Source organism: Pseudarthrobacter sp. NIBRBAC000502770, assembly GCF_006517815.1.
In the GTDB taxonomy this organism is placed as follows: domain Bacteria; phylum Actinomycetota; class Actinomycetes; order Actinomycetales; family Micrococcaceae; genus Arthrobacter; species Arthrobacter niigatensis.
Window position 1 is genome coordinate 1,342,431 of the sequence record NZ_CP041198.1, and the last position, 16,581, is coordinate 1,359,011.

The 16,581-nt window shown below is 63.2% G+C and carries 19 protein-coding genes; 8 read left to right on the forward strand and 11 right to left on the reverse strand.

Annotated elements, in window-relative coordinates; translation table 11 throughout:
* Nucleotides 1-170 precede the first annotated feature (170 nt).
* Nucleotides 171-1,130 (reverse strand): GlxA family transcriptional regulator, encoded by a 960-nt coding sequence (locus NIBR502770_RS06480; protein WP_168223129.1) that lies wholly within the window; start codon nucleotides 1,128-1,130, stop codon nucleotides 171-173.
* A gap of 170 nt (nucleotides 1,131-1,300) precedes the next feature.
* Between NIBR502770_RS06480 and NIBR502770_RS06485 the strand changes: the two genes are divergently transcribed.
* From NIBR502770_RS06485 to NIBR502770_RS06515, 7 genes are all read left to right on the forward strand, one after another.
* Nucleotides 1,301-1,738, forward strand: coding sequence for a hypothetical protein (locus NIBR502770_RS06485; protein ID WP_141181401.1), 438 nt, complete (start codon nucleotides 1,301-1,303; stop codon nucleotides 1,736-1,738).
* 5 nt (nucleotides 1,739-1,743) lie between these two features.
* Nucleotides 1,744-2,271: a hypothetical protein gene (locus tag NIBR502770_RS06490; RefSeq protein WP_141181402.1), complete on the forward strand. Its 528-nt coding sequence runs from the start codon at nucleotides 1,744-1,746 to the stop codon at nucleotides 2,269-2,271.
* 687 nt (nucleotides 2,272-2,958) lie between these two features.
* Entirely contained in the window at nucleotides 2,959-3,360 is a 402-nt protein-coding gene (locus NIBR502770_RS06495; RefSeq protein WP_246857425.1) for a helix-turn-helix transcriptional regulator, read from the forward strand.
* A complete protein-coding gene (locus NIBR502770_RS06500) occupies nucleotides 3,347-4,327 on the forward strand; it encodes a TIGR03086 family metal-binding protein (RefSeq protein ID WP_141181403.1) in 981 nt (326 codons plus the stop codon). The genes NIBR502770_RS06495 and NIBR502770_RS06500 overlap by 14 nt, the downstream gene beginning before the upstream one ends.
* A 51-nt stretch (nucleotides 4,328-4,378) precedes the next feature.
* Entirely contained in the window at nucleotides 4,379-4,717 is a 339-nt protein-coding gene (locus tag NIBR502770_RS06505; protein WP_141181404.1) for a YciI family protein, read from the forward strand.
* 323 nt (nucleotides 4,718-5,040) lie between these two features.
* On the forward strand, nucleotides 5,041-5,472 hold the full coding sequence (locus NIBR502770_RS06510; RefSeq protein WP_168223130.1) for an ester cyclase: 432 nt from the start codon (nucleotides 5,041-5,043) through the stop codon (nucleotides 5,470-5,472).
* Between the two features lie 141 nt (nucleotides 5,473-5,613).
* Nucleotides 5,614-6,006 carry a nuclear transport factor 2 family protein gene (locus NIBR502770_RS06515; protein WP_141181406.1) on the forward strand — a complete coding sequence of 131 codons (393 nt, stop codon included), beginning with the start codon at nucleotides 5,614-5,616 and terminating at the stop codon, nucleotides 6,004-6,006.
* Between the two features lie 629 nt (nucleotides 6,007-6,635).
* Here the strand turns inward: NIBR502770_RS06515 and NIBR502770_RS06520 are convergent.
* The 10 genes from NIBR502770_RS06520 to NIBR502770_RS06560 form a co-directional block, all read right to left on the reverse strand.
* The gene (locus NIBR502770_RS06520) at nucleotides 6,636-7,313 is read right to left on the reverse strand and encodes a haloacid dehalogenase type II (RefSeq protein WP_141181407.1); all 678 of its coding nucleotides are present in this window, start codon (nucleotides 7,311-7,313) and stop codon (nucleotides 6,636-6,638) included.
* Nucleotides 7,314-7,412: 99 nt separating this feature from the next.
* Nucleotides 7,413-7,937, reverse strand: a complete 525-nt coding sequence (locus NIBR502770_RS06525) for a redoxin domain-containing protein (protein WP_141181408.1) — start codon at nucleotides 7,935-7,937, stop codon at nucleotides 7,413-7,415.
* A 37-nt stretch (nucleotides 7,938-7,974) separates the two neighbouring features.
* Nucleotides 7,975-8,139: a hypothetical protein gene (locus NIBR502770_RS21160; protein WP_168223131.1), complete on the reverse strand. Its 165-nt coding sequence runs from the start codon at nucleotides 8,137-8,139 to the stop codon at nucleotides 7,975-7,977.
* A 208-nt stretch (nucleotides 8,140-8,347) separates the two neighbouring features.
* Complete coding sequence (locus NIBR502770_RS06535) at nucleotides 8,348-8,782, reverse strand: SRPBCC family protein (protein ID WP_141181410.1); 435 nt, start codon at nucleotides 8,780-8,782, stop codon at nucleotides 8,348-8,350.
* Between the two features lie 233 nt (nucleotides 8,783-9,015).
* Complete coding sequence (locus NIBR502770_RS06540) at nucleotides 9,016-9,825, reverse strand: VOC family protein (protein ID WP_141181411.1); 810 nt, start codon at nucleotides 9,823-9,825, stop codon at nucleotides 9,016-9,018.
* 814 nt (nucleotides 9,826-10,639) lie between these two features.
* Entirely contained in the window at nucleotides 10,640-10,783 is a 144-nt protein-coding gene (locus tag NIBR502770_RS21165) for a hypothetical protein (RefSeq protein WP_168223132.1), read from the reverse strand.
* Between the two features lie 338 nt (nucleotides 10,784-11,121).
* On the reverse strand, nucleotides 11,122-11,307 hold the full coding sequence (locus NIBR502770_RS06550) for a hypothetical protein (protein WP_141181412.1): 186 nt from the start codon (nucleotides 11,305-11,307) through the stop codon (nucleotides 11,122-11,124).
* Between the two features lie 575 nt (nucleotides 11,308-11,882).
* Nucleotides 11,883-12,038 (reverse strand): hypothetical protein, encoded by a 156-nt coding sequence (locus tag NIBR502770_RS21170; RefSeq protein ID WP_168223133.1) that lies wholly within the window; start codon nucleotides 12,036-12,038, stop codon nucleotides 11,883-11,885.
* Nucleotides 12,035-14,551, reverse strand: a complete 2,517-nt coding sequence (locus tag NIBR502770_RS06555; RefSeq protein ID WP_141181413.1) for a PEP/pyruvate-binding domain-containing protein — start codon at nucleotides 14,549-14,551, stop codon at nucleotides 12,035-12,037. The genes NIBR502770_RS21170 and NIBR502770_RS06555 overlap by 4 nt, the downstream gene beginning before the upstream one ends.
* A gap of 187 nt (nucleotides 14,552-14,738) precedes the next feature.
* On the reverse strand, nucleotides 14,739-15,878 hold the full coding sequence (locus tag NIBR502770_RS06560) for an ABC transporter permease (RefSeq protein ID WP_141181414.1): 1,140 nt from the start codon (nucleotides 15,876-15,878) through the stop codon (nucleotides 14,739-14,741).
* A gap of 142 nt (nucleotides 15,879-16,020) precedes the next feature.
* Here NIBR502770_RS06560 and NIBR502770_RS06565 point away from each other — a divergent pair, with 142 nt between their 5' ends.
* Nucleotides 16,021-16,578 carry a TetR/AcrR family transcriptional regulator gene (locus NIBR502770_RS06565; protein ID WP_168223134.1) on the forward strand — a complete coding sequence of 186 codons (558 nt, stop codon included), beginning with the start codon at nucleotides 16,021-16,023 and terminating at the stop codon, nucleotides 16,576-16,578.
* Nucleotides 16,579-16,581: the final 3 nt, after the last annotated feature.

Here is a 16,581-nt window from a genome sequence, read left to right on the forward strand (position 1 = left end):
AGGCGGAGTCCTCCCATGTCAGGCGCTTTGGGCGTCAGGTTTCGGTGTACTTTTAGGCAGTTCAGTTACTCAGGAAATGGCGGTTAGGTCGGCAGTTTGAATGGCGGTTTACGTTCATTTTGTTGGAGCCCGCTGCGTCCCCAAGCATTTTCGAGTCGAGAGTCGGGGCGTTAGGGTCGTCTTGCGTCCGCGTTGGTGGTCCAGCCGTAGCGGTCGCGGTATTCGGAGGGGGCGAGGCCGGTTTGTTCTTTGAATGCGCGGCGGAATGCTGTGGGGTCGCGGTACCCCACTTGGCGTCGGATGTTTTCGATCGGCTGGTCGCCTGTCTCCAGGAGCTTGCGGGCGGTGTCCACGCGGCAGTACTGGATGTAGGCCTGCGGTCCCTGTCCGACGGCGTCGTGGAAACGCCGCGAGAGCGTGCGACTGCTTAGCCCTACTTTTCCGGCCAAGTCTTCTACCCGAAGCGATCCTGACAGCTTGGTGTCGATCAGGTTTTGGGCCTTGCGGACCAGATCATCGTCGTGGTCCCGGTATTCGGCTCCGGTCGTGACGTAGGGCAGTTGGCTGGTGCGGGCGCCGTCGATCAGCAGGACTCTGGCGGCGGCGTTGGCCCGTTCCCGGCCGGCGAATCGTTCGACCAGGTAGAGGGCAAGGTCAAGGAAAGTTGTCGCGCCTCCGCTGGTGATCACGTCGCCGTTGTCGATGATCAGCCGGTGGGCAGCGAGCCGCGCCGCCGGGAACCGTCGGCGGAAATCGTCGGCATAGAGCCAGTGTGTTGTTGCTGTGCGGCCGTCGAGCAGCCCGGCTTCTGCCATCAGGAACGCGCCGCTGCAGCTGGCGGCAACAACGGATCCGGCCGCATGCCATTGCGCCAGCCATGGCGCCCAAGCGGCGTTGAGGGCGAATGAAGGGCCGAGATCATCATCCAGGCCCGGGACAATCACGAGATCTGGGGCATTGACGTCGTCAGCGGCGAGGTCGACGTTGACCGTCACCCTGTCCTGGTAGTGGACGGCCTTCCCGTCGAGGCTGGCCAGTTTCACGTCGAAGACTGTGTCCCGGCCGGGACGGCCGTGCAGTGCGCCGAAGGCCCTGTCGGCTTTTCCGATGACATCGAACAGTCCCGTCATAGTGATTGAGGCTGTCTCTACTGGCGCGATTACAACTACACGAACCATCTCATCATTGAACCACTGCCCGGGAAACCGCCAACGGTAAAACAACATCGCGTCCGATTACGCCCCAGGGTTGTCCGATTGGACGCTAGTGCCGGGGACGCACGGCCGATAACTTCGAAAGCGTGAATACTGAAATCATCGCCCCCGAAGAACTGGCCCGTTACAGATTTGGATTTGTTCTCAGGCAGGCAGAGTCCGCCGTCCTGGAGCTGACGTGGCTGCCAACAAGTGCTGCCATGTCTGACGAGGACTGGATGACCGGCCTGATGATGCTCGCGGCAGAAGCCGAGGCAGCAGAGATATCCGCGATCCTGATCGATGCCACAGCCTTTCGGCACGGGTTTGAAGACCAGGAGTCCGCGATGTCCTGGCGGGATGCAAGGGTCATCCCGCGTTACAACAACGCTGGCGTGCACAAATTCGCTTTCGTGATGCCCGAGGGATACCCCGGACCTACAGCGGAATCCGGGGCTGCCCCTATCTTCGATGGCCCTGCGGCCCAATTTCCCACCCAATGGTTCAGGACCCGAGAGAGCGCCATGACATGGCTGGTGGGCTGACGCCGATGGACCTTCTCACCGCCAACCTCATCGCCTCGATACTCTCGCTTGTTGCGTTCGCCATGATCGCGGTCTGGTACCTCGCTCCCGCCCTCAACCGGAAACCGCTCACCGTGGCGCTCACGACATTGCTCTGGTTCCATGCCTTCCGCTACGTAGCACTGCAGATCTTCAGCGCAGCCGCTGTCGGAGGCCTGAACGCGACCAGCGGGACGCTGCAGACGATCGCATTCGGAGACCTGATCACGGCCGTACTGGCGCTGATCTCGATCGCGGCACTCCGTCGCGGGCCGGGCGTGGCCAGAGTCCTCGTCTGGGCAACGGCGATCATTGGGACCGCAGATCTGGCATCCGCCACCGTCGCAGGAATTAGCGGCCACCTGATTGACACCGCCAGCAACTGGTCCTGGTTCATTCTGGCCGTATATGTACCCATCCTGTGGATTACCGCCGGCATGATTTTTTGGCAGCTTCTCGCACGACGAAACGCTCCTCTCACCAGCGCTGCTGTGACTGCCTCAAAGACCCCATAGGCACGGAAGTTCCGCGGTACCTAGCTAGAACGCGGGACACGTGAGGGGAATGCGCGGGCCATGGCATGGTTGATCTGCAGAGTTCCGTCCCTGGCCACGAAGGATGGCTGGCCAGCAGTTCCTGCATGGCCTCGATTGAATCGGCTTTCATGACGGAGTAGCCAACAATCTCAGCAGCGGGAGAGGGTGCCCCTGCGGAGATCTGGTCCGTATAGGCCACGGGTGCGCCTGGATCTGCAACGGCCGATCCGGCATTCCCCAGCCATGCCATGAAGTCTTTGCGCGCGCTTTCCATTCCTGCCGCGTCCGGGTGGCCTGGTCCGTGATAAGTCACTAGAAACTTCGCCAAAGCATCTCCTAAGGCTATTGGAGGCCGCGGGAACTCCCACGGTCACCGACATGTAGACACTGGTCAATTATTCGCAGAGCTACTGTCAGCGGCCTTCGCGTGTGAACAGCCTTGTGCATGACGAGGACAGGTATATGTGGAACAACTTCAGGGTTCCTGCCTAAGTCAGACCATTGAACTCGAGATTGGAAGCGTTGGGGGGCTTCAATCCTGAAGTCGAATTTTTCACTGGTGTCTTGACGGTCAGTTGCCAGTTTGGCGCCACTCGTACGAGATCCGACCACAAAGGCAATACGGGCTGGAGCAAATGCGCCAGAAGCGCCTTGCGAAATAGGTTAGTGTTCGCTAACGTATTTCTTGTGTTGGATGCCTTGGAGATAGCAGCGGAGCCGAACCGGCGACGCCTGCTGCATCTGCTTGCGAGTCACGAACAGGCGGTGGGGGAGTTGGCCGCCCATTTCACGGTGAGCCGCTCCGCGGTTTCCCAGCATCTGCTGTTATTGGAGCAGGCCGGACTGGTATCTGCGCGCAAAGAGGGCCGGAACCGGTACTACAGGCTCGACCCGGGGGGCATGGGCCGGCTCCGTGAACTCGTTGAGCAGTTCTGGACCTCCGAACTGGATCTGCTGGCATCAGACGCGGCGGCGCTTGCCGCACTGCGTCCCGGGCTCCCGGAACACATTTCGGCCAATTCCGATTTTTCGCCTCAAGACAAGGACCACTCTCATGACGTTCGATAAGACCATCCACCTGCCCGTTGGCCCGGACGAGGCCTTTGCACTCATCACCGAGCCGGAACGGCTGCGCCGCTGGCAGACGGTGGCGGCCCGGGTTGACCTGCGGATTGGCGGCGAATACCGCTGGACCGTCACTCCCGGCCATCACGCGGCCGGTACGTTCCAGGAGATCGAACCGGGAAAGCGGGTCGTCTTCACCTGGGGGTGGGAGTCCGGTATGGACCTGGCGCCGGGCGCGTCCACCGTGACCATCACGTTGGAGCCCGACGCTGATGGGACCATGCTCCGTTTGGTCCACGACGGGCTGAACGCGGAACAGGCCGCAGCACATGCCGAGGGCTGGAACCATTATCTGGACCGGCTGGTCGCCGAAACTTCGTCGCCGGCCGGCGCCGGTCCGGACGAGTGGTCAGCGGCCCCCGACCCGATCGATCACATTAGTTGTGCTGAGGCATCCCTCGCCGTGCTCCTTGGCGTGCTGCGCAAGCTCACACCGGAAGACCGGGACAAAGCCACTCCGTGCGAAAACTTCACGGCCCACGAACTGCTGGAGCACCTGGCCGGTTCACTGAAGCAGATCGGCGGTGCCTTGGGCGCAGACGTGAAGGACGACGCCGGGGCAGGCCCGGAAGTGCGCATCGCCGGACTCGCGCAGGCCACCCTGGAGGCGTTCAGCCGCCGCGGCGTTGAAGGCAACATCGACATGGGCTTCGCGCAATTGCCGGCCACAGTCGTTGCCGGGATCGTCAATCTCGAGCTGCTCGTGCATGCCTGGGACTTCGCTAAGGCCACCGGCCAGGACCTTGTCGTCTCCGATGTTGTCACCGACCACGTTGAGGCCCTGGCCGTGCTGACCATCTCTGATCAGGTCCGGGCCAGCGGCAGCTTCGCCGCTGCCCGGCCGGTCGAGGAAACCGCCAGCAGCCTGGAGCGCCTGATCGCGTTCACCGGCCGAAGCATCACCGTCTGAATTTTTCCATCCGCTACCCCTCAAACACACTCCAGGAAAGCAGGAACAACTATGTCCAAGTTCGTCTTTATCTACCACGCCCCGATGACCCCCGCAGAGGCCGCGCCACCCGCACCGGAGGACATGGCAGCGGTCATGGAACAGTGGAACGTCTGGGCCGGCAAGGTCGGCAACGGTCTGATCGACTTCGGAACGCCTCTGGCCAACGGCGTCCGTGTATCCCCTGGCGGAGCCACGGCGCCGAGCCAGCGCGAGGTCGCCGGATACAGCATCATCGAAGCCGACAGTCTTGAAGCGGCCGTGGAACTCGCCAAGATCCACCCGCACTTGACCATGCCCGGCGGCTGCGAGATCGAGGTCCACGAGGCCCAACAAATCCCCGGGATGTAACAGCGGGCAGAGATAGTGCCACGCGTGTCCGCGACCGCCTCCACAGGGCAGCCGCGGACACGCCGCAATTTCACTTGCTCCACAGCCCAAACATCAGACAACGACGAGGCCGTCGCCGGCACCACCAGTTCTGGTTCCCTGGAAAAAGGAGATCCCGCGGGGCGAAGCTCAGGGGTGACCATGAACACCTTTGGATGAAGAAAGCCGGGGCCGGGTCCCTCGAGCGCGGTGGTCCAGGTATTCGGGTCCAACGGCCTATTGATTCTTGCTCCGGCAGGGCTACCATCATCCGCGTCAGGACAATTTCAAGAAGGAGATGTGTGATGTCACGCGCTGAAGTCGAGCAGCTTGACGACCGCGGGATGGCGGCCTGGGACCAGCACGATTCGGCCGGATTCGCTGGCCTCCTGGCTGACGAGTTCACCTTTTCGGATGTAATGGCCCCCGAGCCCTTCCGGACACGGGACCAGGTCCAGTCCTACATGGACGCGTGGTTCTCGGCCTTTCCCGACATGCATGTCAAGACCACCAGCCGGGTAGTCAGTGACAACGACGTGGCCGCTGAAGTGGAATTCACTGGCACCAACACCGGTCCCTTGCGCATGGGTGACCAGGAGATTCCGGCAACGGGCAAGTCAGTGGTCGGCACGGGAACCTACTTCGCCTCGGTCAAGGACGGAAAGATCGTCTCGTTCCGCGCCCACCCCGATGTCGCTTCAATGATGGGGCAACTCGGCCTGATGCCCCGTATGTAAAGCGCAGTACTTACTGCCAACTGCAACGGAAAACCCACCGAAGCTCCGCACAAACGTCGGCCATGGCCGTCCTCAACAGGCCAGCAGCGGGCCTGGCAATAAATGATCCCTTTTTACAAATACTGATGGAGGGTGCCTGAAATGGGTGCTCAGGAAAACACAGAACTCATCCGTCGCGGCTACGATGCCTTCAACGCCGGAGACATGAATACCCTCGCCGAACTCTTTGCTGATGATGCCGTCTGGTATGCGGCAGGCACTGGCGTCTTGTCCGGAAAGAAGGAAGGACGGGACGCCGTTCTGGCCTACTTTGGGGAACTCGGAAGCCGGTCACAAGGGACCTTCCAGGCGACCGTCCAAGACATCGTGGGAGGCGAAGAGCACACGGTCGGGATCCAGCAAAGTCACGCCCACAACAACGGAAAGACCCTGGACGCCGCAACAGTTATCGCTTTCGTGCTGCGGGATGGCAAGGTAATAGAGGGCCGGGAATACTTCACCGATACAGCCAGCGCCGACGAATTTTGGGCATGAAGCTGCCTCCAACCCGGTTTACGGACCCACCAGAGCCCCTCAATCGATCGCCGTGGCCGCACTCCACCCAGAGACGGTCCCATCTGGCGCCGGAACGACTAGCGGCGTCAGGCCACGCTCCCCCCACAGTGGGCGCGAGGAAGGCTGGAGCCTCCAAGAGCACCCGCCTGCGGGCCTGATACTAGAGACCATGGATGACGTTTGCTGATCATCTCTGACTCCCCAAACAGTACTCCGGCTCTGGACCTGTTCCGTCGGGCATTGGCTGCTGAAGACGCTGCTGGAGACATGCGTGTGGTGCATGAGCACACTGAAACAAGCCAAGTCGCTACACTTCCACGGTTCGCCCTCGTTCATGCTGGGGGGGCAGGATCTGTTCCCTGCCCTGACGCCACCGGCCCTAACATGCAGGCTCTGCGGAACAAGCGCCGGATTGGCAGGTTTACCCTCTCTGGAGGATCTCAAGGACGCCCTTCGCGTAAAGCCCGCAGCTCACTAAAGAGCTCACCGCACCGAGACAGCGGTAGACCCATCCCAACGGGCACGGGTAACGATGCCGGCCACGAGGACGGGCTACGCCCAAGCGAACCCTTCGTCAGCAGAGGACGATTTCCTGGCGGCTGCGCGGGTTAGCCTTCGGTGGCCAGGGCGTCGAGGAGGTGGGGTAGATTGGCCACCGTGTGGTCAGGCGCCTGGAAGTACTGGGGATACTGGGCCCCTTCACGGTTGATCCAGGCCGTTGAGAGGCCGGCGCGGGCGGCGCCGTGGATGTCCCACGGATGGACAGAGGTCAGGATCATCTCCGCCGCGTTGACGCCGCAGATGGTAGCGGCGTATTCGTAGGACGTTCTGTCGGGCTTCCAGATCGCGGCGTCTTCGACGGAGAGCAGCTTCTCGAACTTGTCCCTGATGCCGGCGGTGGTGAAAAGTGTTTCGGCGAGCTGGGTGGAGCCGTTGGACAGCGTGACGAGCCGGTAGCCTGCATCGTGCAGGGCTTGAACACCCTCGACCACATCCGGGTGCAGGCCGAGACCTGAAAAGCCGGTCATGACGTGCTCGACGGCGCTCTCGGTGTCCCGGTTCAGCTTCATTCCGGTGAGCATGCCGCGGAGGACTTCGGCTCCGATGTCAGCGAACGACCCGTTGTCGCCGGCGGCGGTGAGGGCGAACCCGTCCCGAAGCAGGGTTGCGAACCAGAGCTTGGCCATGTGCTCAGCTGCCCCGACGTCGGCAAAGCGTTGGGCCATGGGGGACATGTCCGAAATGGTCTCGTTCACGTCGAAAACAATGACTGCAGGCTTCTTCATACAGGCTGACCTTTCGTTGGTGGGTTCGGCCCGTACGCCTTCGCAGCGGACAGCCGAAGGCGTAAGGGCCGGGGGAGAGTGCAAGCGTGGCTGCGGAGCCTATGCTGCTCCGCGGGCGGGGTAGTCGTGGTCATGGGCGTAACGGACTCCGGCCATGATGTCGTCCAGCGACGGGCGGCCAAAGGGCATGGTGGCGGTGCTGGACCAGAACAGCGTTCCGTCGTCATCGAGGATGAAGATGCCCGGTTCGTTGAAGAGGTCCGGCTCGCCGTCCTTGATCGCCCGGGACAGGTTCAAACCCCATGACCGTGCGGCGGTCTCGCTGAGTCCGTAGGCGACGGGGAGATTGGCCAGGTGCCAATCGTTCATGACGCGGGTGCTCCGCTCGGCTGTTTCCATGCTGACGGCGACGGTTCGGCCGATGCCCGCGGCCTGCAGGTCTTCGATCCGTTTGTCGATCTCGGCCAGTTGCTTGCGGCAGATGGGGCAGTGCAGGCCCCGGTAAAAAACCACCAGGGTGAAGTGGCCGTCCGCCCCGGTGCCCAGGTTCAAGTCGTCGGTGGTTCCTCCGCCGACCAGTTCCAGGCCAAGGTCGGGGGCTGTCTGTGTGGGAAGAAGTGTCATCGTTTCGCTCCTTGTGAGAAGCTGATGCGCCCGCGGCCTAGGCGGTGGGTTCAAGTTCCCAGTCCTTGACGTCCGCGAGGGGTGCGAACACGCTTCCGTCGAGTTCTTCGAGGCTTTTCGTTGCTGCGGCCTGCTTCCGGTTCGTCCAGGTTGCCGTTGGCGATGACCGGTAGCCCGGTGTGCTGTTTGGCGAGGGCCGCAAGTGAGGGCCCTTCGTCGCCGAAGGCGGGGGCCCTTCGTCGCCGAAGGCGGGGGCGCCAGCGCGGTACTCGGCCGCAGGCAAAGTGCGGCCGCATTTCCCGTTGCACGTGGCGGGGCTGCCCTTCTGAGCGTTACGTCCGGGGCGTAAAGAATTAGCCGCACCCACCTGATTCCTACCTCGCGTGGTGTGGTTATCCCGATGAACTCAATTATGTCGTTTCCAAGATGTTCTTGAGGTTGTCTAGTTGGTCGACCTCGGCCCGCATGGTCCGCTTAATCACTGGTTCAACGAGTTTCATCAGGCCTTTAGGCTGCAGGTCCAGTGTGAAACGGACAACGGTCCCGGTGGCCGCTTCGGTCAGCTGGTACTCACCGGTGGGGCGCGCCGGACCGGCGATGACTTGGAAGCCCAGGCATTTCCCGGGGTCGGAGGCGGTGATCGTGTAGTCGCCAGCGATCGGACGGCCGCCCGGTCCTGTGAGTGTCTGGCTGTAGACCGCGCCCAAGGCCCCGGGAGTTCCACCTGTCAAGGCAACCGACTGAACTCCCCGGCGCCACTGCGGGTTGTGCAATCCGTCCGCGAGGAAGGCGTAGACATCCTGTGGTGAGCGGCGGATAGTGATCTCACTTTCGGCGTGGGCCATTTTTACCTTTCAACTAGTAGCAGTGTGAACGTTTTTGGCTGAGCCCGAAAAGCAGCCGCCAACTGTAAGCAAGGCAGGGCCTTCCCGCCAGCAGTCCGTTCGCTGGCGTGCAGGGACCCTTTCCGGTTCGCTGGCCGGGCCCGCCAGCCCCTCACCTGTAAAGCCGTTGTTTGTTCGCCTCAGGGACCTCGGAGGGTAGCCGGCAGGATGGATACCGGCTACCCACCAGCGTCTCAGGCCTGGTCACTATCCGTGGGCTGGGTGACGGGTGGTTGGATTATGCCGAAGACTTCGCCCTGGGCTCCTTGGAGGACGGCCATTCGGCCGAAAGGGCTGTCGGTGGCGGGGAACAGGACGCCGGCTCCGAGTCCGGTGGCTTGCTCGATGGTGGCGTCCGGGTCGGCGACGGCGAACCAGGTCAGCCAGTAGTTGGGCATTCCCTCGGCCAGGGAGGTGTCGTGGCTGATGCCGCCGACGGTCTGAGAGTCTGCGGCGCGTTCGATGGTGGCGTAGGTGAATTCGTCCCCGCCCTCGAGGTCGGTGTAGGTGTAGCCGAAGACCTGCGCGTAGAAGTCCCGGGACCGCTGGTAGTCGCGAGTGTGCAGCTCATTCCAGCTGACGGATCCGTGTTCGCCGTGGCGGGCGATGCCGTGGTGCGCCTTGGCCTGCCAGAGCCCGAATGCGGCGCCGGCGGAGTCGAAGGCCACGGTCATCCGGCCTTGTTCCATGACGTCGAATGGCGGCATCATCAGCGATCCGCCGGCTTCGGTGATTTTCGCTGCGGTGGCATCGGCGTCGTCAACAGCGATGTATGTGCTCCACACCGAAGGCATGGGACCGGCGTTCTCTGGTTTTGGGCCGATTCCGGCCACGACGGATCCGTCGAGAAAGGCCATGTGGTAGCCGCCAGCGCCGGGTCCGGCGTCCTGAATGTCCCAGCCGAACAAGGTGGAGTAAAAGCTCGCGGCGGCCTCAACATCGTCCACCTGGGCGTCGATCCAGTTCGGTGTTCCTTCAGGCCAGGCTTCGTTTCGTACGGGCATAGTGATCCTCTCAAATGGGTGGTAACGGCACGGTGGCGCACTAGTAGGAGGCCCCACCAACACAGCCTTCCACAGGTCACGGGCGGGTGGAGGCGGTGAAGGGAAAATCTCAGTGAACTCCCAGCCGACGAGCGAAGGGATTGAACGTGTACGCCCGATACTGACGCCAGGTTTCCGGCAATGTGGTCCGACGGCCTCGGCCGCGCCAGCATCCGTTCCGTTCAGGTCCTCGCTGTTGCAGCCCTGGCCTGGACTGTCATTTGGGCCCTGACCTGCGTGCCTCTCCCTAGAGCAGGGCTCAGTGGTGCCCCAAGTAGCTCAGCGCCTGCTGGCCCTCTTCACCAGCGGTGACATTCGCTTGCGTCAGGCTCCCTGCCGAGCGGACACTCGCCGCTCGCTTGGCGTAGGCCGTTCCGCAGTACGAGAGGCACTGGCAGCCCTGGAAATCCTAGGCAACGTCGTGGTCCGGCCGGGATGCGGCAACCTACCTTCGCGACGGCGTCTCCGAACTCCTGCCCCGCGCCCTCAGCTGGGGCCTCGTGTTGGGCGCGCCCCGCACACGCGAACTCGGTCAGTTCGGGTGGCCGGGCATCCTTCAAGGCTGCCGCGCCAAGGTCCAGTATTCCGAAGCTGTGTGCCATGCCGATGAAGTGCGGATGAAGGACAGCGATGGACCGGGAGTCTGTCACGGAGCAGTAGTTGCCGGTCAGTTTTGGCTAACGTCGCTGTGCGGGCGTCAAGCCACTCCCGGGGCCTGCGCTGCGTCCTCGACTTGGCCTTCGCGCAACAGGCGGGCCGGCGGGACGTCGCCCGGCTAGGGTTTCATGCCCTGGAACCACGCCTGAACCACGGACCTAGAGTCCCGCTCGGCCAGCAATGCCGCCACGCGGTAGGCATGGCGCAGCCGGGTCATGACCTCGGCTGACGGTTTCCGTTCGCCGTCGGCCCGCTGGCGCACGGCCCGAGTCTCCTTCACCGAGCCGATGTGGGCAACGAGCTTCGCGCCGAGGATGTCCCGCGGGTCGGTCCAGCTCCGGTTCGGACACCCGGATGGAATCTTGTGCCTTGAGACCTCCGCGGGCTCCTGCAACTGCTTTCAGGACTTCTGTTCGCTAAAAACGGGCAAATCACACCCCGAATCACACGACCGAAGCGCCGATAACTTATGTCATTTAAGTAAATGCTTAGAGAGCCGTCCCGTTCCGCACTGCCGGCCTGCACCCGGCACTATTTGTCAGACCCTGCAAATAGCTTCCTAAACGGAAGCATCGTGCTGCCGCCAAAGGATGAAGGGGACTATTCATGAAGCAGGAACAAAGCGTGCGGACTATTTTCCGATGCCGCACGGGTCACGAACACGAGCTCTGCGTCGAAGTCCATCGAGGAGTACCCCCGGAGCTTCGGTGCCCACCAGCGCAGCCCCAGGGTTACGGCCCCGGCAATGGAGGGGGCTGCCAGGTTCCTGGCTACCTCCAAGAGCAAGTTCAGCGAGAGCTTCGCTACTCATTTCAAGAGAGTAAGCGGCGCGGGTATGTGCTGATTCACGGTTGAGGTCTTGGGTTCACTCCCGGCTGTAGCCGGGAATGAACCCAAGAGTACGCCCCGGACAGGGGCTCTTTCCCTCGGGCTCCTCACCGCCGCTCAGGCAAGGAAGCCAAAGCTGAAACCTAAGCGAAATGCCGGATGAGGATCTGCAGGTGCTCGACAGCTAAAATCAGCACCGAATGGACCGGGAAGTCGTCCGCGACGGCGAAGTTGGACCAGGAAACGGAGTTCCACCACTACCAACCCGATGACGAGTTCAGCGACCGCGACGCTTCTGAGGGTTAAACCACGACCAGCCCGCCGCCACACCGTCGAACGCGCGCCGACCATGGCGGAGGAACGATTTATCCACCTTTTGTTTGTCTTAATCGACTCCCCGGATCCGACAGATCCACGGGCTCCAAAAGAGCCGATAATGAAGATTTCGTCAACCTATGGGTTATGTCAGTCAACGGGGTGTAGCCAAGCGTCAGGGAACCAGCTAGGGACCGCCGCTGCAGTCTGGCAGTCTGTTAGGACTTTGGTCTTGCTCGCTGAGCAGCGGCATTACGACCGTCGTTGACGACGCCGTCCGGGAACTCGTCGTCCAGCTGATTGGGGTTGAAGAAGAAGCGGGTGTCGCAGTAGCGCGGGTCCGGCATCGAGCCGACGGTTGCTGCGTGATTCACGCTGTTTCTCCGCGGAATACAGCGCCAGCCGAGCCGTCGACGAGGACGTGTTGCCCGTTGCTGAGGACTGAGGTGCCCCTCCCGGTTCCCATGACGGCGGGGATGCCATACTCGCGTGCGACGATGGCGGCGTGCGATCCAGGCCCGCCTGTGTCGACCACCACAGCGGCGGCGCGCTGGAACAGGGGTGTCCACGAGGGGTTGGTGTAGGGACAGACGAGAATCTCGCCGGCGGCCAATTGGCCGAATTCGTTGGGCCCGTGGATCACGCGAACTGGGCCTGACACTCGTCCGCGGCTGGTTGCGGTTCCGGATACAAGGGCGCCTTCCGTTGCAGGTCGGTCTTCGAGTAGAAGCTGTGGGTCGAGCAGCGGAAAAGGTTCGAGGCGGTGGCGTTCTTCCTTGCGAGCCTGGACGAGCGGCCGGTATGTGTCGCGGACCCAGGCAGGCAGAGCCCCATCCTCGTCTGTGACTGCGGCGAGCTCGGCGTAAGTGAGGTGCCAGACGTCGTCGGGGGTGTCGAGCACGCCGCCGTGAGTGAGGCGCCGGCCAAGGTCCACAAACGCGCGGCGCAGGGGTGGGAGGACCATGGTCGCGTAGAAATGCGTGTCTTCACGGAAGGCCAGTCCGGCACGGGCCCGTTCGACAGTATCGGTCAACATGCGCCGCAGCGGGGTGATGGCACGGACGAGAGGGTGCCCGCACAGCTCCGTAAGAGCGTCGGCAGTCCGGTCGGTCGTTTCGGTGGGGCCTTTGCTCAAGAGCGTTCGGACGATGCCGAGGACGGTTTCAGGAGCATCTCGCCAGGTGGGTGCACTTGCGATGGCGACGCTTATGGTCTCGCGATGGCCGTATTCGGCGAGGAACGCCTCAAGCTCTGCCCGGAACACGGTAAACCGGTCTTCGGTCCTGACTCGGTGGAGGACGGACAGGGGTGGTTCGTCGACGAGGGCGCGGGACAGTTCCGGGTCCGAGGTTGCCTGCCGGGCGAGGGCTTCGAGCGCTTTGTTGGCAGCGTTCGTTCGCGTCGGGGCGCCGGCGACGAGGGCCGGCCCGAGGTTCCGGCGGCCGAGCAGCATGAGGGATAGCCGTAACGAGACTTGTGGGAGGAAAGCACTTGGCAGATAGGAGACCCGCAGATCGGCAACAATGGCCAGCGCGGCGAGGGCGTCTTCCGCGGCGCCTGTTACCTCTGACCAGGCGAGATCATCCAGGACGATGGCGTTAAGCCTTCGAATTTCGGCGAGGAATGCGTCCAGCCGGGGGTCTTCTGTCCAGTGTCGGGCGTCGTAGCGGCGGGCGCGGGCCAGGACAGAAGCCGGGGCGGTGAGGATGCGCAGCGTGGGCCGGGGGAGGGGCGGCACCAGTTGGACGACGACGCCGTCTTCCTGGGGCAGGAGTTCCGACTCATCGGGGAAGACGACGCCGATGCTGCCGGTCATCCGGCGGAGCATCTCCAAAATTCCTGGACGGAGCCACCCGGTGACGTCCAGTGGATACGGCCGCGTCTGGAACATCTCGAGGAAGAGGGGGCCTGTGACCTTGCGTTGGATGCGGTTCAGGTGCGGCGGCTGGGGCGGCAAACCTGTCAGTGGGCGGGATTGAACGAGCCACACGACGTTCTCTGAGATGGCCCACTCGATGTCTTGCGGCCGCCCGAAATACTCTTCGGCCGAGCGTGCGAGACTGGCCAGTTCAGCGAGCTGGGCGGGCATCAGGAGCGGCGGGGCGTCCTCGGCCCCTGAAGGTGGATGCTCGACAACAGTCCCGCCGGGGAGGGCAGGACGCACCACGGCTTCTCCGCCGCCGGAGAGGTGCTCTAGGACCTTGCCGCCGGCTCCCAGGACCCAGTGTTCCGGTGTGACCATACCTGAGACGACGGCTTCTCCGAGCCCTGCGGCAGCGTCAACGAAGACGTGGCCGCGTTCGCCTGTCACCGGGTCCGCCGTGAAGAGCACACCTGCGGTTTCGGCCGGAACGAGCCGCTGCACGACGACGGCAATGCTCACGCCAGCCTGGTCGACTCCTGCCCGCTCACGGTAGGCGACCGCCCGGTCTGTCCACAGTGATGCCCAGCAGCCGACCAACGCATCAAGGACAGCATCCAGGCCGACAACATTGAGGAAGGTGTCCTGCTGACCGGCAAAAGCGGCACCTTCGAGGTCTTCGGCGGTCGCGCTTGAGCGGACGGCAACGGGACCGCCGCCGAGCTCATCGTAGGCACGCGCGACCGCCTCCCGGACCTCCTCCGGTACACCAATACCCTGAACGGCCGCGCGCAGCTGACCGGACGAATCGCCGGTGGACATTCCCTCACCGACAGCCTTCTCGACCAGCCTGCCGAGTCCCGCGCGTCCGGCCATCGCGGCGTAGGCGGATGTCGTGACGACAAAGCCCGGAGGGACACGAAACCCTCCCCGCACGAGCTCCCCGAGGTTCGCGCCTTTGCCACCCGCCAGGGGAATATCCGTCGCACGCAGGGAATCAAGGGGACGAATAAATGCGTCAGACATGTTTGCCGTCTGCCTTGGCCGCAGCCGTGGGGACCAGGTCGTGCCCGGCGCGATTGCCGCACAATGAGAATTCTCGCTTCACGGGCAAACGCCATGCCTTATCACTTGGAGAGCGCAACCTTTGTTAATCCTTTCTCTAGTATTCGCCCACACGGATTGATCCCGAATGGCGCGCGGAGTCAGCGTGTTAGATGTCCGCGATGGCGGGGGCGTTTCGGAAGTGGCCGAAAGCGATGAGGGCTGCCCCGGCTACGGCCCATCCGGTTAGCACGAGCCACGGGAAGGCTGTGGATGTGTCGGGGAAGTAGGAGAGATCGCGCAGCAGCGTCCCGGTGGCGCCCGGGACCAGCCACTGGCCCACATCTCCCCATGGTGCGGGGAGGAACTCTTTGGGCTGGGTCAGGGAGGAGAGCGGGTTGCCGATGAATAGGGTGATGACCGCGCCCACCGCGATGCCGGCCTTCCCGATAAGCGCGTTCAGGCCGACGATGATCGCCGCTGTAGCGACAATTCCCAGCCCGATGGCACCCGCGTTGGCCCAGAAGCTGCCTTGGAGGGTGTGGAACCAGTCCTGCAGGATGCCGGCAAGTGCGAGCCCTGCGGTGGCGCCGTAGGTGAGGATCGCTCCGAGCCGGCGCCATGTGCCTGAGACGAGCAGTGAGATGAGCACGCCGCCGATCATGCCGCCCATAGCGAGTGGCAGACCGGCGACGGCGAGTCCGGTGCCGCGGGCGTCGTCAGGGGAGAGGGGCACGACGTCGGTCACGGCCACCTGGGGGATCGCGGCGGCCTGGGCGCCCTGCTGGGTCTGGGCCGGTTGCCCGTTCACGGGTGTTTGTCCTTTCGCAGCCGCCTGCGCGGCCTGTGCGGCTTGGGCCAGTGCAGCCTGGAGTTTGGTAATGACCTGGGCCTGGATCTGCGACTGCATCTGGGCGGCCATTTGGGTCAGGGCCTGCGATGCGACAGGACTTCCGGCGCTGGCGATAAGGATCTCGGGCGAGGTGCCGAGAACGATGGCACCGTAGACCTGCCGGTGCTTGATGAGCGCAACTGCCTCGTCGCGGCTCGAAGCCGTGCGCACATCCAATGCCCCTGCCGGAGCGTTCGAGATGATTTGGGAGACCTGCTCTGGACTGCCAACGGCGGCGACAGGCAGGTTCTGAACCTTCGCCGTGACACTCGGCCACGCGAAAGCCAACAAAACTATGCAGACAGCAACCGCTGCGAGCAAGGCTGTGCGCAGGGCATGCGGCCACGGCGTGTGGGGACCCGTTGTTGGATCGGGTGTCCGTGCCGGAACCTTGGCGCGTTCAGCTGTCGTGGACATGCTGGTCCTTTCGGAAAGCGGGAAAAAGAACGTTCGTTCTTTATAGTCGCGCGTTCGTGTCCCACGGTCAAGAACGAGCATTCGTTTTCTTTCCGCTATGGTGGGTGCTATGCCGAAAGTAAGTGCCGAGCACAGGGTCGCAATGCGGGAGCGCATCCAGCAGGCCGCCTTGGCATGCGTGGCGGAGAAGGGCCTGTCGAACGTCTCGATGGGGGACATCATCGCCGAAGCCGGCCTCTCGGCCGGTGCTGTCTACGTTTATTACCGCAGTAAAGAGGAACTGATTGTCGACGCCGGCCGACGGGTCTTCGAAGAACGCATGGAGGCCCTCGAACAACTAACCGGCCATGATTCGGTCCCGCCGCCTGCGGAGGCAGTGGTGGCGCTCATGTCCAGTCTGATGCAGATGGACTTCTTTCCGGGCGTCGCGGTGCAGGTGTGGGGTGAGGCCGTCCGGAACGACAAGTTAGGCGCGGTCGCAAGGGACATTCTCGCCCAAATCCGCAGCCGCATCGAACACTATCTCGAGGCATGGCTGCGTACATCCCACCCTCCGGAGGATGCTGCCTCACAGGCGCGCCGCCTCGCCCCCGCCGTCATGGGACTGATACAGGGCTATGCCATTCAATCTGCCCTCGGAGCAGAAGGAGCAGGGCCGGCCTACCTCGAGTCCGCCCGAACTCTCCTCGCCGGCCTGTAAAAG